Annotated in this window: 10 protein-coding genes; all 10 read left to right on the top strand. The window is 60.5% G+C overall.

Translation table 11 applies throughout. The features are described 5' to 3' along the window. Nucleotides 1–25: 25 nt before the first annotated feature. The 10 genes from AZF01_RS06875 to AZF01_RS06830 all read left to right on the top strand — a co-directional run bounded on the left by AZF01_RS06875 (nt 26) and on the right by AZF01_RS06830 (nt 26,871). Nucleotides 26–2,326: a Calx-beta domain-containing protein gene (locus AZF01_RS06875; protein ID WP_161633061.1), complete on the top strand. Its 2,301-nt coding sequence runs from the start codon at nt 26–28 to the stop codon at nt 2,324–2,326. Nucleotides 2,327–2,421: 95 nt separating this feature from the next. Beyond that, the gene (locus AZF01_RS06870) at nt 2,422–4,839 is read left to right on the top strand and encodes a glycoside hydrolase family 48 protein (RefSeq protein WP_024709825.1); all 2,418 of its coding nucleotides are present in this window, start codon (nt 2,422–2,424) and stop codon (nt 4,837–4,839) included. Nucleotides 4,840–4,842: 3 nt separating this feature from the next. Continuing rightward, on the top strand, nt 4,843–5,214 hold the full coding sequence (locus tag AZF01_RS06865) for a hypothetical protein (protein ID WP_024709824.1): 372 nt from the start codon (nt 4,843–4,845) through the stop codon (nt 5,212–5,214). Further along, on the top strand, nt 5,214–6,956 hold the full coding sequence (locus tag AZF01_RS06860) for a hypothetical protein (protein ID WP_036238221.1): 1,743 nt from the start codon (nt 5,214–5,216) through the stop codon (nt 6,954–6,956). Before AZF01_RS06865 ends, AZF01_RS06860 begins: the two co-directional genes overlap by 1 nt. A 61-nt stretch (nt 6,957–7,017) precedes the next feature. Further along, complete coding sequence (locus tag AZF01_RS06855) at nt 7,018–7,566, top strand: hypothetical protein (RefSeq protein WP_152534634.1); 549 nt, start codon at nt 7,018–7,020, stop codon at nt 7,564–7,566. 99 nt (nt 7,567–7,665) lie between these two features. Further along, a complete protein-coding gene (locus tag AZF01_RS06850; RefSeq protein ID WP_152534633.1) occupies nt 7,666–8,457 on the top strand; it encodes a hypothetical protein in 792 nt (263 codons plus the stop codon). Between the two features lie 79 nt (nt 8,458–8,536). Next, nucleotides 8,537–8,968, top strand: a complete 432-nt coding sequence (locus AZF01_RS06845; RefSeq protein WP_024709820.1) for a GNAT family N-acetyltransferase — start codon at nt 8,537–8,539, stop codon at nt 8,966–8,968. Then, nucleotides 8,965–10,272 carry a tail fiber domain-containing protein gene (locus AZF01_RS23880; protein ID WP_024709819.1) on the top strand — a complete coding sequence of 436 codons (1,308 nt, stop codon included), beginning with the start codon at nt 8,965–8,967 and terminating at the stop codon, nt 10,270–10,272. Before AZF01_RS06845 ends, AZF01_RS23880 begins: the two co-directional genes overlap by 4 nt. A gap of 27 nt (nt 10,273–10,299) precedes the next feature. Continuing rightward, nucleotides 10,300–11,673 (top strand): hypothetical protein, encoded by a 1,374-nt coding sequence (locus AZF01_RS06835; RefSeq protein WP_024709818.1) that lies wholly within the window; start codon nt 10,300–10,302, stop codon nt 11,671–11,673. Nucleotides 11,674–11,715: 42 nt separating this feature from the next. Further along, nucleotides 11,716–26,871 (top strand): PLxRFG domain-containing protein, encoded by a 15,156-nt coding sequence (locus AZF01_RS06830; protein WP_197489634.1) that lies wholly within the window; start codon nt 11,716–11,718, stop codon nt 26,869–26,871. Nucleotides 26,872–26,896: the final 25 nt, after the last annotated feature.

The raw sequence follows: 26,896 nt of genomic DNA, 5'->3' as shown, positions 1-26,896 counted from the left end.
GAGGCGGCGAAAGGGAAAACAGAAGATGCCTGACAATCAGACGCTCGAAGGCGCAACATACGCCCTCTTCACCGTGAGGCTTTCGGCGGCCCCGGAGGAGGCGATATCCATCGACTGGAGCACGGAGGACGCAACAGGCAAGGCCGGGCGCGATTATCAGGCTGCGGCCGGGACGCTTGTTTTTGAACAGGGCGAGACCGAAAAGTCGTTGCAGGTTCTCGTTTACGGCCGACCGGAAGACGATACCGACGATATTCCCGACCGGTATTTCAACCTGCGCATCTCTCCCGCGCCCGGCATCATTCTCGGCGCGGCACTATCGAGCGAATGCCACATCACGGTGGTGCGCGACGACGACGGCGCGACCTACTCGGCGCTCACGATCCCGCGTGGCCCGAAAGGCCGGAAGGGTGACCCCGGCCTGTCGGCCTATGAACTCGCCCAGCTCGCGGAGGGGTTTTCCGGAACGCTTGCCGAATGGCTCACCGCGATCCGGGGGCGCGCTGTGGACCTTTCCGCCGATGACACAGCAATTTACTGGCGATACACCGATGAAGCCGATGACGGCGCATGGCGCGCGCTTGTGCCGCTTGCCGAGTTGAAGGGTGCTGCCGGCCCCGGCATCGAGATGCAGCTTGGCGACGGTGCGATCCAGTTTCGCCGCGAGGGCGATGACGAATGGGCCGATCTTCTGTCACTCGCCGATCTCAAAGGAGAAAGGGGCGAAAACGCGACACTCACCAACCGGGGTAGCTTCGTCGCTGGCACCGCCTACCAGCCGGGCGATTATGTGATTGCCGCCGCATCGGACGGCAATGGGGACGCGCTTTTCTTCCTGATCGACCAGGTGGACTATGCCGCTGAAACGGCGCCCGGCGACGACCCGGCGCATTGGGCCGAACTGTTGCCGCCCGAAGGCCCGCCAGGTGTTGCCGGTGAGCCCGGAAAAGCCGGACGCGAGATCGAACTGCAAATGGGCGCTGATGCGATCCAGTGGCGCTATGCCGGCGATGCGGAATGGCAGGACCTGGTCGCACTTGCCGACCTGAAGGGCGAACAGGGCGACGAGGGCGCGCCGGGTGCCGACGGCGCGCCTGGCAATGACGGCGCAGCCGGTGCCGATGGTCTGGAAGTCGAGCTTCAAAACAGTGGAACGCATATTCAGTGGCGCTATGTCGGGGAACCGGCCTGGAGCGATCTCGCGGCCCTTGCCGACCTCTCGGGCGCGGACGGGCGCGCGGTCGAGCTGCAAATGGGCGTTGACGCGATCCAGTGGCGCCATACCGGCGATGCGGACTGGCAGGACCTGGCAGCACTGGCCGACCTCAAGGGCGAGAAGGGTGAGAACGCGACCCTTTCAAATCAGGGGGCATGGGTGAGCGGGACGGAATACCAGCCCGGCGCTTACGTTGCTGCAACCAGCAGCGCCGACCCGCAAGCAGTATCGCTGTTCTTTCTGATCGACCAGAGCGCATACACCGCCACCGAGGACCCAAAGGACGACCCCGGCCACTGGATCGAGCTTCAGCCGCCGGAGGGTGCGCCGGGCGCGGATGGCCGCAAGATCGAAATTCAGGCCGGTTCCGAGGCGATTGAGTGGCGCTATTCCGGCGACGCGGACTGGAATGCCCTGATCGCACTTGCCGACATCAAGGGCGATCAGGGCGACCCCGGAACCGAGGGGAGCCCCGGCGCAGACGGCGCGCGCTGGCTGACCGGCGACGGCGCGCCGTCCGATACCGATGGCGCGGACGGGGACATGTATCTCGACGCCTCTGCGGAAAATGGCGGCGATGTCTACCGAAAGGATGGCGGGGCATGGGCGTTTCAGGTGAACATCAAAGGTGCCGACGGCGCTGACGGCAGCGGTGGCGGGGGCGACAGCGCGGTTGTGAAGGCCGTTTTGCCCAATGATGTGGGACAGACGGCGGAGGCGCTCAGCACGCTCTTCACCTTCGATGTCGTATCGGGAAACGCCTATCGCCTTCACGTCACCCTCGCCTACAGGGCAAATGTGCCGGGCTCCGGGATTGCCTTCGGGCTAGGCGGCACGGCGGGCTATCGCACGATTTCGGCCCTGGCGCGCACCCGCATTGCCGACGGCTCTCTCGCTGTCGCCGAGGCGCATGAAAAGAACACGCGCGTGGTCTTCGAGACCGTCTTTTCCGACGTTTCAGGCAATCTCATGCTGGTTGAGGCGCTTCTCGTGCCGACGGGGTCCGGTACGTGCACATTCCAGTTCGCGCCCGGTGTTGCTTACGACTATGTGGCCGCGCTCAGGGGGAGTTTCGCGGTGATGGAGAGTGTCGGCGCGGTCGGCGCCTAACAGCGCCGGGTGACGCGTATTTTTTTCGACTGGCATCGTGCTGGACGGCCGACGTCGTCCTTCCGTCCGATGCGACAAAGCAAGGAGACAAGGCCATGCCACGACAGGCACGATTTAACGTCGTTCTCGATAAGGCAAGCGATACGACGGTTTCGGCGGATTACACCACCAGGGACGGATCGGCGACCGCGCCCGACGATTATACCGCCACCGCCGGCACGCTGGAATTCGCACCCGGAGAAACCAGCAAGGATGTTGTCGTCCCGGTTCGCGACGATATCGAAGGCGCGGCCGAGGAGCGGTTCACGCTCGAATTTTCCAACCCTGTCGGCCTGACAGTGGCCGACGGCACAGGCATCGCCATTTTGCCAGGCGTGGTCACCCCGCCGGACGCAATCAACTATGCCGAACGCTTCCGTTGGATGTACGATCAGTTGCGCGACCCGGATAACGGCTATTTCAGCCCGGCAAGCGCCGGCGCGCCGTCACTGCCCTACCACATCCCCGAAACGCTGATTGTCGAGGCGCCGGACTGGGGCCACCAGACCGTTTCCGAAACGGCATCCTTCTGGGTCGGCCTTGAGGCGATGAAAGGCATTATTGATGGCGCGTGGTCGGGCTACAACGAAGCCTGGGCAGCGATCGAAGACGTCTATATCCCGAGCGACACCAACCAGCCGGTCGGCGCCTATTCCCCCTCCAGCCCGGCAGACTACACGCCGGAAGCTGACACGCCGGATCAATATCCGCGCCTTGGCGAGCCAAATGCTGCCAAGGGTGTGGACGGGCTCTACAATGAGTTGGTGACCACCTACGGCAGCAAAAGCATGTATCTCATGCACTGGATTCTGGACGTTGACGGCGTCTATGGCTTCCACAATGGCGACGGCGCGACGAAGAACGTCTACATGAACAACTACCAGCGCGGCCTTCAGGAAAGCGCCTGGGAGACGGTGCCGCACCCGGAGTGGGAGGACTGGCAATTCGGCAGCGATTACGGCTACCTGCCGCTGTTCTCCAAGGGCAAGCCTGTTCATTCGGACGCCCCTTTCGATTTTGGCAGGCAATGGCGCTACACCTCAGCCCCCGATGCAGAGGCGCGCACCATTCAATGGGCGTTCTGGGCCAATAAATTCGCGACAGCTTCAGGCTCCGCATCGGCGATCAGCGTATCCGACACCAAAGCGAAGAAGATGGGCGACTATCTGCGCTACGCACTGATGGACAAATATTTCCGACAGATCGGGCCGAACCGGGCTGAAGGATCGACCGATCAGGACCCCTATCTTGCCTGCCACTTCCTTGTGTCGTGGTATGTATCATGGGGCGGAGAAGTGCCCGCCAACGGACAGGAGGCCTCATGGGGCTTTCGCATCGGCTCCTCGGAATCGCATCAAGGGTATCAGGCGCCCGACATCGCCTATTTCATGGCAACCGGCGGCGGCGGCTATCAACCTGCCTCGCCATCAGCCGGCGATATCTGGCTTGGCTCGCTCTACCGGCAGATGGAGATGTTGCGCTGGCTGCAAACCGAGGCCGGGCCGATTGCCGGGGGCGTCACCAATTCGTGGCTTGGGCGCTACGAGACCCCGACCGATGGACGCCAGAACGCCACCTTCTATGGCATGTACTACACCTATGCGCCGGTCTGGCACGATCCGCCCTCGAACAACTGGTTCGGCTTTCAGGCCTGGGGGCTTGGCCGCTCGGCCGACCTTCTGCTTGAGGTGGCCGACAAGAACACAGAGCTTGCCACCACTGTCCGCAACAATCTGCAAGTCATTCTCGACCGGTTCGTCAACTTTGTGCTCGATACGGTCCAGATCGATGAGAACAATGATTTCCTTCTGCCCGACACGCTAGACTGGACCACGGGCGCAAAGGTCGCAGGCGAGACGACGACGACAGCCAATCTTGAGGGGGTGTATGAGTTTATCCCGCAAACCTCGTGGGACGGCACCGGCGACTATGCCGCATTCTGGAAGGCCGATACTGTGCCCAATCCGAGCCTCAAATTCGAGATTGTCGCATGGGGCAAGGATATCGGGGTGGCCTCCTCACTGGCCGGCCTGCTCATCCACTATGCCCAGGCAAAGCGCGTCATGGGCAAGTTCACGTCAACCATCCCCAATGGCAGCCACACCGCTGAGGAGGCCTATGCGCTGGCAAAAGGCCTGCTCGATGGCATCTGGACGCTTTACCGTGACGAGAAAGGTGTCACCAAGCCGGAAAAGCGCAGCGACTACGCGCGTTACGGCGATCCCGTCTATGTGCCCCCCGGCTTTGCCGGCACGATGCCGAATGGCGATCCGATCGAAAACGGCGCGACCTTTATCAGCCTGCGCTCCTTCATGAAGAACGATCCCGGTTGGCCGAAGGTGCAGGCCTATCTCGACAATCCGATTGACTCGAATGTGCCCGAATTCACCTATCACCGCTTCTGGGCGAATGCCGAATACGCGATTTCGCTTGGCGCGATGCACCAGTATTTCGCCGATCTGGCGGAGGTGTGAGCGATGGCTGTGAAGCTTGCCAACAATGTGCGCAGCAAGCTCGCGGTCTCTGTGGGGGCGAGCGAAACGGAGTTGCGCGTGCTGACCGGCCACGGCCAGCGGTTTCCCGCCCTTTCAACATCCGACGGAAGCTGGTTTCCGGTCGCGCTCGAAAACGTCAATGGTGAGATCGAGTTTTGCCGCGCCACTTCCAGGAATGGCGATGTCATCACCGTTGCGCGCGGGCAGGAAGGCTCGATGGCCCGCGCCTATTCCGCCGGAGACGCACTCGAATTGCGCCTGACCGTGGCCGCGCTGATGGCGTTGTCGATCGGTGGCGGCGACCAAAACCTGCCGAGGCTTTCCGTCTCGTCAGTCGCGGTAGAGGACATCTGATGGCGATCCGGATAGCCTCCTTTGCAGGCGAAATTCCGCGCCTGATCCCACGGCTGCTTCAGAAGAATTTCGCGCAGATCGCGCAAAACACCAAGCTTGAGGAAGGCGACCTTTTGCCGATCCGGCGCGGCCGGTTTGTCACGCGCCTCGATGAAGCGGCCAAGACGATCTACAAGTCCGGCGACCAATGGCTTGCCTGGGCATCGCATGTTCATGTCGTTCCGGGACCGGTCGCCTCCGATCGCCTCTACATCACCGGCGACGGCGCGCCGAAAGTGATGGCCGATGGGCAGACCACACTGCTTGCGCTCGCACGCCCGACAAGCCCGGTTGTCGCATCGACCGGCTCTGCGATTGACGACGACACCTATTTTACCGTGCTCTACGCCTATACCTGGGTGACCGCGCTGGATGAGGAAAGCGAGCCTTCGGACCTTTCCAACGAGGTTTTGGTGGATACCAGCGCGACGGTGACGCTGAACGGCTTTGCCGACCCGCCGGCAGGCAGGCGCGTCAACCGAATGCGCATCTATCGTTCGCAAACCTCAGCCCTTGGCGCGACCGAACTTTATTTCATCGCCGAACGCGCCGCCCAGACCGGCAATTTCGTAGATGTGATCGCCGACAATCCCATTCAGGAGGTTATCCCGTCGACCGACTTCAACGCGCCGCCGGACGACCTCTCCGGGTTGATCGCCATGCCCAACGGGATGATGGCGGCGTTCTCCGGCAAGAAGGTCTATTTTTCTGAACCCTACAAGCCGCATGCATGGCCGGAAAAATACGTGTTGACGGTGGACTACGACATTGTCGGCCTCGGTTGCTTCGGCTCTTCCATCGCGATCCTGACGACCGGATCGCCCTATGTGGCGCAGGGCACGGCACCGGAAAACATGGTGATGGACCGCCTTCGCGTGAACCTGCCATGCCTGTCCGCTCAAGGCATTGTGGACCTGGGCTATGCTGTCGCCTACCCATCGCCGCGCGGCCTTGTCGCCGTGTCACAGAACGGTGCCGTCGTCGCGTCGGAAACCGTTTTGACCATGGATCAATGGCGCTTCATGCAGCCGGAAACCTTCATCGCCGGCCAGTTCGCCGGCCGCTATATGGCCTCCTACAACTATGCCGACGAAAAAGGCGTCGCCCGCCGGGGTATCATGATCATGGACCTGTCCGGCGGAACGCCCTTTCTGGTGCGCGCCAGCGATGATGCCGACGCCATGTTCTTCGAAGTCGGTGCCGGGCGCCTCTTCATCCTGCGCAACGGCGTCGATGTCTACGAATGGGACGCGATTTCGGAACCCTATGGCGAGCTTTTGTGGCGATCGAAGAAATTCGTTCTGAACTCGTGGAGCATGTTCACCTGCATTCTGATCGAAGGCGATCCTTCGCTGACGGCGGCGCAATTGCAGGAGATCAACGCGAAGAACGCCGCCAAACGGGAACGCAACGCGAAACTGATTGCCTCAGGCCAAACCGGCGGCACCATTGGCGAAGAGGCGATCGGCCTGACGACCATTGGCGGCAGCCTGCTCGACCCGGTTGAAGAGAGCGATGTGACCTTCTCGGCAACGCTCTACGGCGACGGCGAAGCGATTTGGACCGGCTACGACCTGAACCGGATCATGCGCCTTCCTGGGGAGAAGCAATACCGGACATGGGAGATCGAAATCCGCTCGAACCAGAGCATTACCGGCCTCGTGCTCGCCTACAGCCCGACGGAAATCGCAATGGGAGGATAAGCATGTCCAGCCAAAGTGCACAGCGCTTTTGCGTGCCGACCATGCGACAGGGAGATTGGCCGTGAACGAACAGGAATTGAGCAAGATCAAGGAGGCGGTCGAGGTTTTGATGGGCTGGCGCGGCAGCGGCGAGAAAGCCGCCCTGTTGCGCAGTCAACTCGCAGGCCTTCAATCGCTCATCGCCAACCTCAAGACCGGCGCCGCCGCTTTGGAAAAAAGCCTTGCATCCGTCAACAGCGACCTGTCCGACACGAAAAGGGACCTGAAGACCACGCAGGACGACGTCGAAGCCGCCAAGACGTCAATCGGCGACATCAACGACAACCTTGAAAGTTTCCAGCGGGATATCGCCACCACGCTCACCGGTTTGTCGGCTGTCAGTGACAGCGTGGAAGCATTGCAGGTTCGCCAGGACGTGGCCGACGGTACGTTGCAGACATTATCAGATGAACTGAGTGCAATTCGGCAGCACGCCAGCGACACGACGGTTCCCGCTATCACATCAACGCCACTGGCTGTCCCTCCAACTTCCGAAGACTTCAACGTTCTTTTGGAGAACGTCTTATCCTTACGGGAAGCCGTCGAGACAATTCGCTCCGGTGTTGCTTGAGGCCTGCGGGGCTGTCGTTTGTCAGAACGTCACAACATCGACTTTTGGTTGCCATTCAGCTATCGAAAATTAGTACTGCTATTCATAGGATGAATGCACATGGCCGAGGTTCCCTACTCTATCGAAGCCCATTGGTATAGTGATTTGCTTTCCTTCTTCTCTGACACAAGCAATTTGGCGGCCTGGGGGGCCATCACCGGCACTATAGGGGTTCTGGCCGGACTGATAAATTTAGTCCTTAGAGTAAGAGAACACATAAGGGATCAGTCAAAAATAGCCGCTGAGCCAGTTTTTGATTTCACGATTAATCCTGAGGAGGCTAATCCGAAGTTTTCAATTGTTGTGAGAGCTATCGGTAGGCGAACTGTAACGCTCGACAAAGTCGAGTATTATTATCAGCCAAGTGAGGAACGCTTTTCTTTTCTGCGCAAACATTACATGTGGAAGAGGCGGAAATGGGTTTCACACGATGAAATCCAACCCAATAATCAGCCCGTTCAACTGTCGGAGGGAACAAGCCGCACGGTTCCCATTTCTCCATCGAGAGTTAAAAATATTCGGCATATTAGGCGCGTGAGGATAGTGGACCAGGCGGGCCGAGGGTGGAGAGTGAAATGGCCAGGCAGAAAGGAAATTACTTTTCTGACCAGCCAAGACAAGATCAAACATTGCGAAAAGACAACGGACGATAAATTCTGCAAGCTTGTCGGGTATCGGGCTGGCGACAAGTGGTACGTCACAGTGCAATGGAGCAGCGGCGATCTGTTCAGGTCGATCGCCAGTCGCTATTTTTCATACCGCGACAGAGCAAGCTTCGAGCGCAAGTTCGGTGATCTCCAAGAAAATCAAATCGATCGTTTCCTTTCCGGAGAAATTACGAAATTCGAGTAGGTGGACTGGTCTGGCACCTGTCCATGCACAGTGAATGCGGCTACAATGATGCTGTTTCAGCAACGTTGCGGGCGTACTCATGGGCGAATTCATTTATGATCGACAGCCGGAGCTGATCGCCTGGGCGCGAGAGGCTATCGGTTTCGACGTCGGCGCCGATGTCAAAGCCATCGGCTGGAGCGATGCCGGGGGCCTGCGCGCTGTGACCCTCTACGAAAACTTCACCACATGCGATTGCAACATCCATATCGCCAGCGACGGCACTCGCCAATGGCTGCGCAGACCTTTCCTTGCCGCCTGCTTTATGCACCCTTTCGTGCAATGGCGGTTGCGCCGCCTGACCGGGCTTGTCCCGAGCAAAAACGCTGACGCCATCCGCTTCAACACCCATCTCGGCTTTCGCAGAGAGGGCTTTGTTCGCCATGCTTTGCCTGACGACGACATCGTCCTCATGGGAATGCTGCGCGCCGAATGTCGCTTTATCCCCGCCGAATTCAGGAGTGATCCATGACCGACGTGCTCACCCTCCTTGCTGTCATGGCCGTAGCGCTGCTTGCCATTTGGCAGCAGCGAAACCCCTGCCTTTCTGGCGACCTTCAGTTCTGGCGGCATGACACCAACTGCGACGATGAGCCGAAACCATGGGAACGGCTGATCCTGTTTAAGAAGAACCAGGCATCCGCCCCGGAGCCCGACCCGAATATCGGCAAGGCCGCCATGAAGCAGGCGGAACTCGGCGAAGACTATCTGGCGATGATGCGAGAACAATATGGCGTCGCCAATGCGCGACAGGCCGAACAGGACAAGCTCGCAAAGCAGGTGACCGAACAGCAGCTTGCCGCCGCCGCGCAGGCGCAGGGCTGGGCGACCGATGACCGCGCGCGCTATGAAGACAGGTTCCTGCCGTTGCAAGACGAATTCATCGACAAGGCGAAAAACTGGGATAGCAGGGAAAATCAGGAGAAGTCCGCCGCCGAGGCCAAGGCCGACGTTCTGAACAATGCAAATCAGCAACGCCAAGTCGCAGAACGCAACATGGCGTCGATGGGTGTCGATCCGACAAGCGGGCGTTTTGCCGGCGTCGAGCGGGCCGGCGCGCAAGGAACCGCTCTTGCCGCCGCAGGCGCCGAGAACAACGCCCGCAACACCGTGCGCAATCAGGGGCTCGCGCTGCAGGCGGATGCGATCAACCTCGGCAACGGGCTGGCCGTCAACCCGGCGGCCTCGCTGGGTCTCAGTTCGGCGAGCGGACAAGCGGCGATGCAGACGACATCCGCCAACAACGCGCAGTCGGCCGGAAACGCGTCGATCATGGGGCAAGGCTATCAGGCGGCGATGGCCGGCTACGGCAATCAGGCCAATATCCTCAACGCCCAGTACAGTAATCAGCTCAATGCATGGCAGGCGCAAAATGCCGCCGATGCGCAATCAAGCTCCAGCCTTTGGGGCGGCATCGGCTCGCTCGCCGGCCTTGGCGTGATGGCGCTTTCCTCGAAGGACTTCAAGGAAGACAAGAAGTCCGTCGACGGCGCGCTCGATCAGGTCAACGACATGCCGGTCGAAGCGTGGCGCTACAAGAAGGGCATCGCCGACAGCGGCGAGAGCGAGCACATCGGCCCTTATGCCGAGGACTTTCAGCGCATCACCGGCAAAGGCAACGGCAAGGCCATCCCCGTCATGGATGCAGTCGGCGTCACCATGAAGGCCGTGCAGGAGCTGGACAGAAAAGTCGACAAGCTCGCCAGTGTTGGCCTGCCCGCGCGCCGGTCGCCAGCAAAAACGAAGAAATCCGAAAAACAGAGCATCGCCGCCTGATTTCAAGGCGCGCGCAGGAGAGAGACTATGAGCTTTGGCATTGGTTTGGGTGCATTTGCCGAAGGGCTGACACGGGGCATCGGCACGGGCATGAGCATCAAGGATGCGCGCCTCAATCGCGCGCTGAAAAAGCGGCAGCTCGATATGCAAGAGCAGCAGATGGGGTTTCAGCGACAACAGTTCGGCGAAACCCAGCGCATGAACAATGCGCGCATCGAGGGGCTCGGCATCGCCAATGATCGCAACCGCCTTCAATTCGCCGGCGAGCGGCAGGCCTATGAAGACACACAGGCCACGCGCGGCGTGTTCAAGCAGGGGATTGAGGAAGCACAGAAGAACACGGACGGGTCACCTGCGGCGGTCAACAGCTATTTTGCCAATGAATACGGCCCGAAGGTGGCCCAGCACTTCATGGAAATTGGCCAGCCCGACACCGCAGAGAAGTGGAACAGCTGGGTTAAGGACAAGAACGTTCAGAAGGCCCAGGCCTATGGCGGGCAAATGCTGAATGCCATGGAGGCTGGCGACTGGGATGGCGTCGGCAAATATTTCGGCCTGGCCTATAATTCGCACGGCTATTATCCGAACGGCATTACCTTCACCGGCCTTGAATATGACCGCGATGATGCCGGCGACGTGACCGGCGCGACCCTGAGCTTCAGGAATGATGAGACGGGCGAAGAAAGCACCACGTGGATCAACTCCAAGCGCGATCTTATGGGGCTTATTGAGGCAGCCGCCGACCCGCTGAAGGTCTTCGAGCAGACGCAGCAGCTTGAGCGGGCCAAGGCGGCGCAGTCCGCCAAGACGCAAGCCGAGATCGACAAGGAAAACCGCGACCACGCATGGGAAGCCCAAAAGGCCGGGATCGACCAGCAGAACAAGCTCGAGGCGCAGGGCAACCAATCCATGCTGAACGATGCCGAAGCGGCAGCGAAAGCGCGGCGCGCCGCCGAGAACCCGACTTTGGACAACAAGGTTGCGCAGGATACCGCCGCCAAAGTCGCGATCTTGAAACAATACGGCTATTCGGACGACGACATCGCAAAACTGGTGCCCAATCTGCTCGATATCAGCGACGGCAAACCGATGAACCAGCGCGTGGAAGCCCTGGTCAAAACGCTCAGTGCAAATGATCTCGGTGGCTCCGACGGCTTCTCGCGGAAGTCACCGGAAGAGCAGGCAAAAATCGCCTTTGACATGATCCAGGCGATCGACAGCGTGTCCAGCCAATCGCAGTCAAGCTCTTCCCAAGCGGGGCAACCGCCGGCGCAACAGAGCGCCGGGCCGGGCCTGACGCCCCCGGCTGCCGATCAGGGCACGGCCAAGGGCGGGCGCGTGTCGGCGGGCATCCCCTTTTACGACCCCAAGACAGGCAAGGTCGTCATCATCAACCCTTAAAATCCGGTGCCCATCATGCCCAAGACCCCGAACCCGACCGCAATGCGCTGGGACGATGAAGACTGGACCATACCAGAATTCGCAATGTCGCCGGACGACAGCAAGAAAACCGCTGACCGCCTGCCCGGCGCATCACCGCGCCGGGATGCGCCACCCGCATATGAACCCGTGAAGAATGCGGGCGGCCTGGGACTGAGGCCACCCGGCCAGAAAAAGGCCGGCCCTATTCGTTTCGCAGGCGACCGTATCGATTACAATCCGCCGAAAGACGCGGTTCAATACGACCCGCCCGACGGATACGACACGCGCAACGATGGCAGCGCACATGCAGCGACGGCTGGCGGAAGGTTGCATTTCGCGCATGCCAACCAGACGGGCATCAGCCAGCAACTCTACGGCACCTTGACCAGTACCGGTGCCGATCTCGGCATCGATCTTGACCTGACATCCGGGTATCGATCTCCCGACCACCCTGTCGAGAAGGCCAAGAAGAACGGCGGAGGCGAGCACACACACGGCGATGCAGCGGACATCAATATGGCCGGCATGTCGGACAGTCAGCGCGCCCAGCTCGTGCAGACCCTTCTGAAAAACGGCGGCAAGCGCTTCATCACCTATTCCAGCAGCCCCGACATGCTGCATGTCGACCTGAAGGACCAGAACGGCGACGGATCGCCATGGTTCATGTTCGACAAGAGTAATTCGAATATGGGGCGCGCGCCACAGTGGTTTCGAGAGGTCTATCAAAGCGCCGGCAAGAGCTCTGGGGTCGACCTGCAAGTGCAAAGCGGAACGATCGACGGGCCGACGGGTGGCATTGCCAGTCTGCCGGACGTGCCCTATCTCGACGCGTTTGTCAGTGCTTCACAGAAATATGGGGTGCCGGTCAATGTTTTGATGGGGCTAGCCCAGCAGGAATCCGGCTTTGACCCGCGCGCGCTTGGGCAGCCAACAAAGTGGGGCCGTGCGCGGGGCATCATGCAATACCTGCCCTCGACGGCGGCCAGCATGGGCATCAATCCCTACGATCCCTATCAATCCATCGATGCGGCGGCAAAGCAGTTCCGGAACCGTCTGGATAAAGGCTATTCGGTTCGCGAAGCCGTCAACGCACATTTTGCAGGCGATGACCGCAATCTTTGGGGACCGAAAACGGCGCGCTATGGCGATGAGGTTCTGGGCCGCGCAGAGCGGTTTGCCGGCGGCGTGTCAAATGGCGGCTCCTATCCCGCCGACAGCCCGCGACAAGACTTGCCCGATCAGACCCGGCAAGATTTGATCGACGGGCTTAACTGGCAGCGCGAAATGGGTCTGCCCGATTCAACGGCGTTTCAGACGAGTGGACCTTATGACGGGCGCGAAGAGCAGATCAACGCCCTGCTCGACAAACTGAATGCGACCAATGGCAGTGAGCTTCGCATGCTCACGCCGGACGAGCTGGCGAGGCTCGACGCGCAAGGTGACGACGCGCCGGAGATTGTCGAACCGGAAGAGATCAACATATCGATCCCGAACCTGACACAGGCGTCAGTCAGCGCGTATGAGCCGACTTTGTGGGAGCGCTTTACCGGCCTCTTTCCGGGCAATAAGGACGCGGCAACCGTCGAGGCGTTCGCGCGCGAGGAGGCGAGGAAAACCGGGCAGTCGGTGGACGAGGTTTACCGCTCCATGGGAGGGCGCCGCCCGCTTTTGAACCCGGAAGGCCGTCCACCCATTCAGGCGCTCACCGAAGGCGCCCAGGTTGTCGCGGAGCAATTCCCCCGCGTTCCCGGCGCAATCGAGAACGCGACTTTGCGGGCCGTTCGTGGCGGCGACGTCCCGGCCGAAGACAAAACCTGGCTCGACCGCCGGATCACCGCGACCGATCCCAAGGACGCCTATATCGATCCGAATTATCAGTCGCTGGCCGGACTTGATCAGTCGCTCGGCTTTTCGGTGGCAAACCTTCTCCCCAGCCTTTTGGCCGGCGCGCTCGGAAGCGCTGCATCGCCCGCAGCCGGCACAGCCGCCGGTGCCGCGACATCGGCCGGTATCGCCTATCGCAGCAGCAAGGACCAGTTTCTATCGCAGGTTCGCGACAAGGCGGAAAGCGACAAGGGCGGAAAGCTCACGACGCGCGAATGGGAAGATATCCGCATCGCGTCGGAAGGCGCGGCCATGCGCTATGGCGCGTGGGAAGCCATCCCCGAAGCGATCGGTAATGGCATCGCCTTCAAGATGATTTCCAGCCCGCTCAAGGGCGGCACAAGGATCATGCGCGCAGCGGACGCCGCGCGGCGCATGGGGCTTGAGCAAGCCACCGAACAGGCAACGGAAACGGCGACCAATGTGGGCCAAAGCCATGCCGAGGTCGATGTTGGGTTGAGCGACCATCCGTTATCGCCGGAAGAGGCGTGGCGGCAGCAGGCTGTCCAGACCGTCGTTGTCAGCGGGATAACCGGCGGGGCCGGACAGGCGGGCCGTGCGGCCTATGACGGCATCACCGGCGCTGGCCGCGAGCAAAGCCGCACCGGCGAACAGCAGGGCGCGGCACCAGAAAGCGCTGCCAGCGTGCTGCCTTCAGACGGCGCGCCAGAAAACCCGAACGCCGGGCCGCTTGAGCGCGCCGTCACCAAGGGGGCACCGCCCGCCGCCCAAACGACCGGGGCCGCGCGGCAATCGTCCGATACCGGATTTCTTGGTCCCGTCGGCACCAAGACGCGCGTCGTGCCGGCCGAAGACCCGAATTTCGCCTTTGAGGGCACGATCGAGAAATATGTCGGCGACGAGGTCTATGTCCGCGACCATGAGGGCACGCCCTACCAGTTTGGTCGCAACGACGTCGTTCAACATGCGCCGGCGCCTGAACCTGTAGCCGCGCCGGATGCGTTTGAGCGCACGCTTGCCGGCGGCCTCGACGCGGACCTGAACGGGACCACGCCAGCGCCCGGCGGCATTGCCGAGAAGGCAAAAGCGGCGAGCCAGAAGCCGGAGGAAATCAAGCCGACAAATGTGGACGTCTACGCCGGGATGACCGAGCCGCAACTGCGTGAACGGCTGAAATACCTAGCAGGACAGGCGAAGCGTGCGGGCGGCTGGAACAAGCGCCTCGTGGAAGAACGTCGCAAGATCGAAAAAGCCATTCAAGCCATTCCAGGAAAACCGGAAGCCCTGGCGAGTGAAAGCAACATCGCTGCGCCTTCTGTTGATGAGGCTGCAGGCGAAGCCGCGACATCGCCCGAAAACGACCTGCCGGAACCGTCCGAAGCCCAGCATGAGGCTGGCAACTACAAAATGGGCCACGTCAACCTGAACGGCCTTGACGTCACGATCGAGATTCCGGCCGGCGGAAAGCGGCGCGGGCGAGACAAGGATGGCAAGACGTGGGAACGTGAGGTCAATCACCACTACGGCTACATCAAGCGCACGACCGGTGCGGACGGCGAGAATGTCGACGTCTATCTCGGGCCAAATGCCGAAGACGCGGCGAACCCGATCTATGTGGTTGACCAGAAAAGCCCTGACGGCAGGCGTTTTGACGAACACAAGGCCATGATCGGCTTCAGAAACGCGACCGCAGCCAGGACCGCCTTCAAGGCCAATTTCCCGTCAGATTTCAAAACCTTTGGCGGCATCACCAAAATGTCGCAGGAAGCCTTCCGTGACTGGCTCGCCAATGGCGATATGAAAGCGCCGCTGCGCAAGCGGGCTGCCAGACCTGATCAAGATGTTGCACGTTCTGCAACAACTGCGGCAAAGCCCACGCCGACCGGAACTGTCAAGGGTCCCTTGACGGCTGAACCGGCGGAACCCGCTCCTGAAGGCGCGGCAATTTCTTCGAGGCCCGCGAATGATCGCTGGGACAATGCGGGCCCGAACGAGCGGGCGCAACTGGCAAAAAAAGCCGGACTATCGCCTGGGCTTGCGAAAAAGGATTTTGGCGACATCGCCGAAAAAGGCCGCGCGCGCCTGATCGACGCGATGAATGCCGAGCCCCACGCGACCAATGAGGCGACACCCGGCGCCGCGTCGTCGCAGACGTCAGGACAGCAAGAGGCAGGGCAAGGCCGCTTTACCAAGGCACGCGACGCCCTGAAAGAGCACAAATTCAAAAAGGGCGACCGCGTTGAATTCGTCGTGCCCGGACCTTTTCGCCTTCCCGGCGGAAAGATCGTTCAGGCGCACATCGAGCACGGAACCGTCAACCGGATTATCAGCCGCAATCAGGGGATGGTCGAGGTCAAGCGTGACGGCGGCGGCGCCATCACGGTTCATGCGGATGAGGCTGGCCACCTTTCCCCGGAACAGGAAGACAACGCGCCCGGCGCAAACGATCAGTCGGACACGGAAGCGAGCGACCGCTGGGGCCGCGCGTCCGCGAAAGAGCGGGCCCAACTGGCAAGGAAGGCCGGACTTTCTCAGGGGCTCGCGAAGAAGGATTTTGCAGACATTGCCGACAAGGGCCGCACGCGCCTGATCGCGGTCATGGGTGAAGAACCGAAGTTAGCCCCCGTCGAGAAGCCCCGGAGGGATGCGGCCAGCGTCGGTGCGGACCGTGGAGAGGGCCTTGGCGATCCAGGGTCAGAAAACGAGACGACGGCAGAGCGGGCCGAAGGTGTCACGGCGAACACGATCTTTACCGAGGACGCCGCCGAAAAGGCCCGCGCGACCCTGCGTCGCAAGCTCAGCCAACTCAATTCCGGCATCGATCCGGAGATCATGCAGGCGGGCATCACGCTTGCAGGGTACCACATTGAAAAAGGCGCCCGAACCTTCGCTGCTTATGCCCGTGCCATGGTCGCGGACATGGGCGACAGCGTGAAGCCATACCTCAAGAGCTGGTATATGGGCGTGAAATATGACCCCCGTGCCAGCAACTTCGACGGCATGAGCAGTGCCACCGAGGTTGAAACCGCTAATGTCGACGCCCTCAGCAAGGCGCTTGATCGCGTTGACGACGAGACGCAAACGGCCAATAGTTCAACCCAGGAAGAAAAGGATGCTGACAATGGACGCGAGCCAGCGCCGACAGATCATCGAGAAGGCGATCAGGGACCGGCGGCCGGAACTCCACCGGAGCCTGACGGCGGGCGAACTGGATCAGATTCTGGACGAACTGACGGAAGCATCGAGCGAGACCTTCGAACAGCTTCAAAACGAGGCGATGAACCGGATTTTGCGCACCGACAGCCCGTCCTTTCAGCCCGATCCGAACAAGCGGATACAGGAATTGACGATCGCCGACCTGGAAGCGAACCGGACGGCGCTGGAGCAGGCAATCGAGCAAATCGACGCCCTCTAGGTGACTATCGCTATGCGCCCGGCGAGCTGAAGCGCGATCGCTCACGGAAGCGTGTCGCCGAACGCAATGTCGAAATTGTCGAACGCATCAAAACGCTGCGCGACGAAAACCGGATGGCGACGCCTGAAGAGCGGTCGCTTCTGGCACGTTATGCCGGCTGGGGTGCAGGCGAGATCGCCAATGGCATTTTCCCCAACCCGAAGACCGGCCTCTACAAAGACGGCTGGCAGGAGCTGGGCGAACGGCTGAAGGCAGCCCTGACACCGGACGAATATGCCGCCGCCCGCCGAACCACCCAATATGCGCATTACACCAGTGAATCCGTCATCCGCTCAATCTATGCCGGCTTGAACCGCATGGGATTTGCCGGCGGTAGGGTTTTGGAGCCCGGCATGGGTATCGGTCTGTTCAAAGGCCTCATGCCTGATGCGATGGCTGCGCGCACCCAATATGTCGGCATCGAATATGATCCGTTAACCGCGGCGATTGCCAAACACCTCTATCCTGAAAGCAGCATCCGCGAGGGCGACTACGCCAAGAGCGATCTTCCGCGCGATTTCTTCGATGCCGCCATCGGCAACCCGCCCTTCGGACAAACGCGGATCACCAATGATCCGGAGTACCGCAAGCAGGCTTTCCTCCTGCATGACTATTTCTTTGCCAAGACCATTGACCGCGTGCGCCCTGGTGGCCTCGTCGTGTTTGTCACCTCGAAAGGCACAATGGACAAGGGCAATAGCAGCGCCCGCCGCTATCTGGCCGATCGCGCCAATCTTGTCGGTGCCGTGCGCCTGCCGCAGACAGCGTTCAAGGACAATGCCGGCACGGAGGTCGTAACCGACGTGCTTTTCCTTCAAAAACGAGGCGAAGGCATCGAGCCGAACGGCGTTGAATGGATGAAGACCGTCGACGTCAAGACGGCGCAAGGGCCGACACCGGTCAACGAATATTTTGCCGCAAATCCGGAAATGGTGCTGGGGACGCATGCCCTGACCGGCTCGATGTACCGCAAGGACAGCTACACGGTGACGCCGCGCGACGGCGACATCGAGGCACATTTTGACGCGGCGCTCCAGAAACTGCCAACCGGCATCTTCCGGGCGACACGCGGCAGCGCCGCTGAACAAGCAACCGTGGTTGAGCATGACTTCAACCCGACAGCCAAGAAAGAAGGCAGCGTTTATCTCAACGACAAGGGCGATCTCTATCAGGTCAGCCAGGGTGTCGGCACGCCGCTGACGACACGCACGAATGCGGCCGGAAAGACGATCCCCCTCAATAAACGCGAGATGGCGTTCCTGACTGACTATGTCGGTCTGCTGGGCGCGCTGAAGCACGCGCAATATGACCAACTCCATGATGGCGATTGGGAAGCCAGCCTCGCGTCGTTGAATGATGCCTATAACGCGTTCGTTGCTGCGCACGGCAACATCCTGGCCAACACCATCACCGAGCGCGAAAAGGCGGACGGCACGGTGTCCGTCGCCATGCGCTTCAAAAACAATATTGTCCTCAACCTCGATGCCGAAAACGCGCTGATCCGCTCGCTCGAAGAGGTCAAACCGGACGGCACAATTCTGAAAGGCAAACTGCTTCAGGGGCGCACGCTCAACAAGCCGACAACGCCGAAGATCAATTCAGTTCAGGATGCGCTTCTGGTTTCCATGAACCAGATCGGCCGCATGGATATGGCCGAGGTTTCCAGGCTGTCGGGAAAGAGCGAGCAGGAGATCATTTCGACACTGGGCGACGCGGTCTACAACGACCCTTCCAGCGGATGGGTGACGGCAGACGCCTATCTTTCCGGGGATGTGGTTCGCAAATTGAAGCAGGCCCGCGCTGCTGCCCGACTTGACCCAAAACTGAAACGCAACGTCGAGGCGCTTGAAGCCGTCCAGCCCGCACCGCTGGCACCGACCGACATTACCGTTCAACTCGGCTCGCATTGGGTGCCGGCCAGCGATGTGAGCGCCTTTGCGGGCGCGGCGCTGAAACACACATTCGACGTCACCTATAACCCGATCACACGGCTTTGGGGCGTCAACGGCGAGGTTGTTTCGGGATCGGAATGGTCGATTGAGAAGATGAGCGCGCCCGACATTCTGGAAGCCGTGCTGAACAATCGCACGATCCGGATCACGTCCCGCGTCTCCGATGGCAAGGGCGGCACGACCACCGTTCCGGACGCGGAAATGACAGAAGCCGCAAACGCCATCGCCAAGAAGATGGACCGCGAGTTCCGGCGCTGGATATGGTCGGACGGTGAGCGTTCCGAGCGACTTGCAGCCTATTACAACGACCATTTCAACAACATCGTGCCGCGTTCGTTCAATGGCGACCACCTGACGCTGCCGGGTATCAGTTCGCGCTTCAATCTCTATAGCCACCAGAAGCGAACAGTCTGGCGCGGCATTCAGGACGGCAATCTTTACATCGCCCACGCCGTCGGTGCCGGCAAGACCTATGAAATGATCGCGCTCGGCATGGAAGAGCGTCGTCTGGGACTTTCCAGAAAGCCGATGTACGCTGTGCCCAACCACATGCTGGCCCAGTTCGCCCGCGAGTTTCAGGAGCTTTACCCGACCGCCCATGTCATGGTTGCCGATGAGGAAAACTTCCACACCAGCAACCGCCAGCAATTTGTGGCCCGCGCGGCGCTGAACGACCCTGACGCAATCATCATCACCCATAGCGCCTTCGGTCGCATCCGCATGTCGGATGACTTCAACGACAGCTATGTTCAAGATCAGATCGACGCCTATCAGGAAATCAAGGACGAAGTCGACACCTCCGACCGCACCACGGTCAAGCGCCTTGAGGCCATGATCGAACGACTTGAGCGGCGCCTGACCGGCAATCTCGACCTCGACCGTAAGGACAATGTGCTCACTTTCGAAGAGCTGGGCGTTGACCGGCTGTTTGTCGACGAATTTCACGAATTCAGAAAGCTCGACTTTGCCACCAATCGCGGCGCGATCAAGGGGATCGATCCGAACGGATCGCAGCGCGCAATGGACCTGCACATGAAGGTCCAGTATCTCGAAACCATCAATCCCGGTCGCGCGCTCGTGGCAGCATCCGGTACGCCCGTCACCAATACGATGGGTGAGCTTTATACCGTTCAGCGCTTCATGCAGCCCAGACAGCTTGAAGAAGACGGCCTTGATTCCTTCGACGCCTGGGCGTCCCAGTTCGGTGAAGTTGTCGAGGCACTGGAGCCGACGCCTGCTGGCAATTACGAACCGGTTTCGCGCTTTGCCAATTTCGTCAACGTACCGGACCTGATGCGCCGCGTCCGATCGTTCATGGATATCCTCACCAGTGATCAGCTCGGCGATCTGGTGCAGCGCCCCGCTGTTGCCGGCGGCGGCCGCAAGGTGACCGTCACGCCGGTGCCAGATGGCTACAAGGCCTATCAGCAGCAACTCGACAGCCGCATCAAGGCGATACGGAACCGGAAGGGGCCGCCGAAGCCCGGTGACGATATCATCCTGAGCGTCATCAGCGACGGCCGGTTTTCGGCGATCGACATGCGCTTTGTCGACCCCACGCGCCCGAGTGACCCGAACAGCAAACTCAACACCATCATTGAGAAGCTGGCGCGGAAATATCACGAAACCAAAGACTGGCAATATGGCGCTGCCGGCAAACCTGACGACCTGCCCGGCGCGTCGCTGATGCTGTTTACCGATATTGGCCTTGGTGCTCAATCCGCCGCCAATCGCGGCTTCGACATGCGCGACTGGATCGTGCGTGAATTGATCGCACGCGGCGTGAAGCCAGAACATCTCGCTTTTATGCGTGACTACAAGCAGCACGCCAAGAAGGAGCGCCTGTTTGCCGACATGCGTGCCGGCAAGAAGCGAATCCTGATCGGCGGCAAAGATATGGAAACTGGCGTCAACGCGCAAAAGCGGCTGGCCTATCTCGGCCACCTGGATGCGCCGTGGTTTCCGGCTTCCGTGGAGCAGCGTGAAGGGCGCGGCATTCGCCAGGGCAACCAGAACAAGGAAATCGAGATCGAGGCCTTTGCCACCAAGGGCAGCTATGACAGCACGATGTGGGGCATGAACGCGCGCAAGCAGCGGTTCATAACCCAGGCCCTGCAAGGCAATGACAGCGTCCGGCGGATGGAAGACGTCAGCGAGGCATCGAGCTTCGAAATGGCGGCAGCCCTCGCCTCCGGCGACCCGCGCTACCTGAAGCTTGCGGGCTTGCGGGCGGATGTGGACCGACTGAAGCGTCTCTGGTCGGCACATGAGCGCGGACAGCGCGACCTGCGCAGTGACATGCAGCATGCCACCGCCACGGCGGCCTATGCGATCAAAAACCAGAAGGAGGTCGAAGAGGCAATTGGCCGGCGCGGCGCCATTCCGGACCCCTTCATCGGCGAAGTCAATGGAACGGCCGTCGAGGGCCGCGAAGACTTCAGCAATGCGATATTTGCTGCATTCCACGATCTTGCGTCCAGCGGGCAGACCGGCTCCGTCAAGATCGGTAATGTGGCCGGGATCGACATTACGTTCACAGGTGAGAACCTGCGCGGCGGTATCGGCTTTGTCGCGGCCGCCGAAATGGAGCTTCCGGGCGACGGTGCCCCGCTGGCGGTGTGGCCGATCGATCCTGAAGCCTCGATCAAGGGGATCGCGCAGCGCGCGCTCAACCAGATCAACCGGCTCGATAAAAGCCTGGCCGATTTCAAGAGAATGGAAGAGCAAAACGCGCAGAAGGTCGAGCAACTTTCGCGTCGCCTCGGCGCAGCTTTTCCCGAACAGGCTGAGTTGGCAGAAAAGCAAGAACAGCTTCAGGCGCTTGAGGACGAACTTGCTTTAGAAAACGAAAATGACCAGATCGAACCGCAAGCGGACGCGCCAGACGACGCGCGCAATAGCGTTGGCGAAGAACGCGAGCCGGTTGCGAACCTCACCGGTGACGAGCTTGGGCCTTGGACGAACATGCGCGACCTCGGGCGCAAAGCGGAAATCTGGTATCGGAAGAACCTTGTCGAGGACGGGGGGATGGTTACCAACGGCGAGACTGGATGGGAAATCCGCTTCGACCGTCGCGGCGCGCGGAAGATCGGCGGGAGAAAGGGCGAAGACCTCTATCGGATGATCCCGGCCCTGCCGGCTATTCTCGAAAAGGGCCACCTGATTTCTTCGCAAGCCGACAAGCGCGGCCGGCCGGACCTGAAAGCCTTCCATGTATTCGCGGCGACGGTGGGACTTGAGGGCGTATACCACGACGTCGTGGTGACCGTTCGCGAGACCGCAAACGGCAACTTCCACTACGATCTCTCCAAGGATTGGAAAAGCGGGGCCTCGACTCCAGCGTCAAACGAGACACGGAACGCCGACGGTGCGGATACCAATAAGGCAAGTACGCAGTCCGGCTTGGAAGGCGACCCCGCTATCGATAATATAGGTGAAAATCCCGAAAATCGCAACCGAAACGACAGTGACCGGCAATCCGTCGGCGCTGCCGATCTGAACCTCGATTTCGCCGATCCCACAGCGACAAGCGCCGCGCCGATCCGTGACGCCCTCACGTCTGGCAGGACCGGCCCGACCGTCTCCGGTCTCATTGAAGCCGGTCGCATTGTGCTGCACGATCATGCGCCATCGGACCAGCTCGCAACAGCGGCGGGCTGGATGGACGGCAGCGGTATCGTTCACCTGAATACATCAAGGCTATCGACGCGCACCGCACTGCCCGTGCTCATGCACGAGATGTTTCATGCGGGTAGCCGGTCGCTGAAAGGCACGAAGCGCTGGAAGAACCTAATGGCGCGGCTCGACACCTATGTCCGTGCCGCCGAGCGCCGCGCACGGGAGGACAAGCCCGCACGTCATGACTGGGACCGCGCCTATCAGCGCATTCGCAGGGCGCAGGACGCCGGCGACAGCATGGGTGGCAATGATGCCGCGCGCGTGGCCGAAGAAATGGGCGCCTACGCCGTCGAGAATGTCGCTGCGATGCCGGCCGGCATCCGCCAATGGGCCGAGACCATCATTGGCATGGTCAAGGATTTCATGTTCCGCAGACTGGGCATTCAGGTGGGCGAGATCACGCCGGCGCAGCTTCACGCCTTTGCGGCCGCAGCGCTTCGCAACCAGAGCAGCCGTGCCGATAATGGGTTTGAAGCCGGGCGCGGCGCCCCCGCAAGGATGGAGCCGGAAAACCGCAGCGAGCCGGACGGCGCCGACGACTGGACCGTTCAGGCCCTGGCCGAGCTAGCCGCCGTCGATGAACTGTTCCAGAACCCGAAAGCGACCGGCAAGCGGACCCTCAAGGGCGTCTTTGAGGCCATCGATCCGACCGTGCGTTTTATCGGCGATATGGAGCGCAGCGACGAGGAAGAGGCAAGCGGCGCGGAACAGCGCTTCCTGCTCAGAACGGCCAAGGGCAGGGATTTCTACATTTTCCAGACGCCGGACGACGTTTGGACGGATATCAGCCAGTTGCACGAGGGTGGTTCGGGGGCGCGTATTTATCAGGCCATTGCGGAATATGCCTTCAACACTGATCGCACCTTCATCGGCGATCCCGCCGGGCTGACCGATATCGCGCTGCGCCGACGCAATGAGGCCATGCTGTCGTCTGCCCTCAAGCACGGCACGACCCAACATCTGGAACCGCACGAACGGCAACTCAAGGGTGAAAAAGCAATTGGCGTACCTCCGCTGCACTGGAAAAACGGCGACGATCTGGGTAACATCCGATCACTGATCGATGTGTCTCTCGGTTCGATCAAAAGCAAATTTCCGGAGATAGACGATGCCCGATACGATTTCGAAACCAGAACCTTCCGAGATTCTGAAGGCGAACCCCTTTCTGATGAGGTGCTGGCAAGGTGGGCATCTTCCCTTCGAGGAGTGCGAGAGGCGCGCGCAGGGAGCGCTACGCTTAAAAGAAGCATTCTCCTCAATACCCTTTCACGCCAAAGCGGCGGAGAACGATCCCGATCACTGGAACAGATTATACGCCAGCCACGTCAACTGGTAACAAAGGGCGGGCTTAAGGGGACCTTTTACAGCGTTCCGAATATGGAGCGCGACCCTAACCCGCCGACCGCTGAAGACGACGTCAACACCATCAAAAGCTGGTGGACGAGCACCGCGCAATGGGGCAGCGACAGGCTGACCCAGACCATGCCGAAACTGCTGGCGACGGTGCCGATGCGCCCGCTTGTGACCGAGCTTGGCACCGAAATGCCATCGGCCGGCGACTACATGACGCTGAAACAGGCCATGGACGCCATGCGCAGCGAGTGGCACGCCAAGACCGACAAGGTCGCCCAGCGCTGGCTCAAATACCGAACCCTTCACGCTAGCGAGAACCGCGACCTTATGGGCATCATGCATGATTCGACGCGCATGCAGGTCGATCCATCGGAAGCCTTCCAGCGGATATTCACCGAAAAGGATCGCGAGAAATTCCATGAAAGCCCCGTCGGCTCCAGCGAACGCGAGCGCCTTTCCAAAAAGGCGGCCCATGACCGTACCCGCCGCAACGATTATGCGGAGCTGAAGAAGCAATGGGACAAGCTCTCTCCCGAAGCAAAAGCGCTTTATGTCCTCATTCGTGACACTTACTCCGAGATCGCCGACGCCTATGAAAAGGTGCTTTTGGGCAATATGGAAAAGGCGATCAACATCCGCATCAAGAAAGCCGAACGCGCGTTCCGGCGCGATATGGAAGGCATCACCGACCAGGGGCTGACTGGCAAGGAAAAAGAGGACGCCGTCAAGGCCGCCAGGGACAAGCTTGCCGCAGCGAAAACCAGAACAGCGTGGAATCGGGCCGCGCGCATAACCCAGATGCGCGAGCAGTTCGAAACGAACCGGCTCAACGGACCCTATTTTCCGCTGGCGCGCTTCGGCAATTTCTTTGTGACCGTCCGCGACAATGACAGCGGCGAAGTGGTCTCGTTCTCGCGTTTCGAAAGCGTCGGTGCCCAGCGGCGGTTCGCCAACTCCATGCGCCGGAAGCCGGAATATTCGGTCGAGGTCGGCGCGCTGGATGACAGCGCGTCGCTGCGCAAGGCGGTTGACCCCGGCTTCGTCTCCGATATCGAGGACATTCTGGCCGACCTTCCCTTCGCCGAGCGCGCGAAGGACGAGGTCTGGCAACGCTATCTGGAAACGCTCCCCGACATGTCCATCCGAAAAAACCGCATTCACCGCAAAGGGCGGTCGGGTTATGACGCGGACGCGTTGCGCGCCTTTGCCCATCAGATGTTCCACGGATCACACCAGTTGGCGCGCCTGGCGCATTCCTTCGAGATGGAAGACGCGCTCGATAAAATGAGCGACGAGGCCCGCCGGGCAAAGGACCCGACGCGTGCCGGACTGGTGGCGAACGAGATCAACAAACGCCACGAATTTATTATGAACCCGACAGGCAGCAGTGCCGTGCAAACCATCACATCCGCCGCGTTCACCTACTATCTGGCGGTGAGCCCGGCGGCGGCAATGGTGAACCTGTCGCAGACCGTGATTATCGGGGTGCCGGTGCTGGCGGCCTATCACGGCGGCGCGAAGGGTTTTGCGCGCGCCGGCGCCCAGCTCATGGGCGCCCTGCAGGACTTCACACTTGGCGGAGGGCAAGCGGAACGCTCGAGGCGTCTCACGGAAGACGAAAAGCGTGCGATGGATGCGGGCTACAGAACAGGCATTATCGACCGCACGCAATCTCACGACCTGGCCGGCATTGGGGAGACCGGCGTCGAATATCGTCCCGGTCGTGCCAAGGTGATGGCGGCTATTTCGTGGGCATTTCATCATGCAGAACGGCTGAACCGCGAAGTCACGTTCCTCGCCGCCTACCGTATCGCGCGGCAAAAGGGGCTCGACCACGAAGGCGCAGTGCTCAAGGCCGGCGATCTGACATGGAAGACGCATTTCGATTATCAAAACACCAGCCGGCCCCGCTTGATGCACTCCGACACAGCCAAGGCCCTGCTCGTCTTCCGCAATTACAACGTCAACATGCTCTACCGCCTCTTCCGCGACACGCACCAGGCGCTTCATGGCGAAAGCAAAGAAATCCGTCGGGAAGCCTTCACCCAGCTTTCCGGCATCACGGCAATGATGATGGCCAACGCCGGCATCAAGGGGACATGGATGTTCGGTATCGCCATGGTGCTCGCCGGCTTCTTTCTCGATGACGGCGACGACCCGGAGCAGGCGTTGAAAAAGGCCATGGTCGAGGCTGTCGGTCCGATGATGGCCGGATTGGCAATGGACGGCATCCCCGGATACCTCACGGACACGTCCCTTAGCGGACGCGTCGGCATGCCGGACCTCTGGTTCCGATCTCCCGATCGCCAGCTTGAGGGCGAGGATTCGTACAATTATTGGCTGGGACAGGTTGTCGGCGCGGCGCCTGGAATAGTCGAGAACATGCTGCGCGGCATCAGAATGATCAAGGAAGGCAAGACCTATCGCGGCGTGGAAACCATCGCCCCGACGTTCATCACAAACTTGATGCGCGCCTATCGGTATCAAACTGAAGGAGCGACAACATTCAGGGGCGACTTGCTGCTGGAGCACGTCACGCCGTGGGAAATCTTCGTTCAGGCGCTCGGCTTCACGCCGGCAGCACTGGCCGAGCGATATGAGATCAATAATGCCAATATGAACCGTCAAAAAGCGATTATGGGCAAGCGAACAAAGCTGCTTGACCAGTACTTTCAGGCAATCCAGGACGGCAATGACAAACAGATCGATCGCGTGATTGAGGACATGCGCGCATTCTCCGAAAAATACCCTGAGCAGGCGATAGCTGGAAAAACGGTGCGCCGGTCGATCAGGACGAAGCAACGGAACACAAGCAGAGCAGAGGGTGGAATGCTGTACAATCGCAAGCTTCAGCAGCGCATTCTCGAAAATCAAGCGCCGACCATCTATCGTTAGCCATATGATCAAGAAGATCAAAGCG

This window comes from Martelella sp. AD-3, assembly GCF_001578105.1.
Classification (GTDB): domain Bacteria; phylum Pseudomonadota; class Alphaproteobacteria; order Rhizobiales; family Rhizobiaceae; genus Martelella.
The sequence above is the reverse complement of the archived record's forward strand: the minus strand, read 5'-3'. Positions and strand labels throughout refer to the sequence as shown.